General features: G+C 53.5%; 1 protein-coding gene. It reads left to right on the top strand.

Features of this window, described 5'->3' with window-relative positions:
• Nucleotides 1–593: polyprenyl diphosphate synthase (gene uppS / locus L691_RS0124455; RefSeq protein WP_025692870.1), on the top strand; the 593-nt coding region annotated here is incomplete at both ends.

The raw sequence follows: 593 nt of genomic DNA on the forward strand, positions 1-593 counted from the left end.
GCGGTAAAGCGCGCCGCGATTGCTGCTGACGAGCTGGGTATTGAATTCTTGACGATGTACGCGTTCTCAACGGAAAATTGGAAACGGCCTAAAGAGGAAGTCGATTTTCTGATGCGTCTGCCGGAAGAGTTTTTGGCTATCGAACTGGACGAACTGATAGAGAAGAACGTCCGGGTGCGGGTTATGGGCGACAGTGAGGCGCTGCCTTCGTATACCCGTAAAGCGATGGACGAAGCGGTGCTTCGCACACAGCACAACACCGGACTGATTTTGAATTTTGCGTTAAATTACGGAGGGCGTAAGGAAATTGAGGACTGCATGCGCAGTTTAGGGGAAGATATTGCTGCGGGACAATTATCGCCGGAGCAGATAACGGCGGAATTGATTGATAGCCGTCTGCTCTCCGGAGGGCTTCCCGATCCCGACCTTCTTATCCGGACTAGCGGTGAGATGCGTCTCAGCAACTTTATGCTCTGGCAGCTGGCCTATAGCGAATTGTGGTTTACCGATATTTACTGGCCGGAATTCGGCAAGGAGCATTTGCTTCAAGCCGTGGCCGAGTACCAGCGGCGAACCCGCCGTTATGGCGGGCG

The sequence above is a fragment of the Paenibacillus zanthoxyli JH29 genome, assembly GCF_000520715.1.
GTDB lineage: Bacteria > Bacillota > Bacilli > Paenibacillales > Paenibacillaceae > Paenibacillus_AQ > Paenibacillus_AQ zanthoxyli.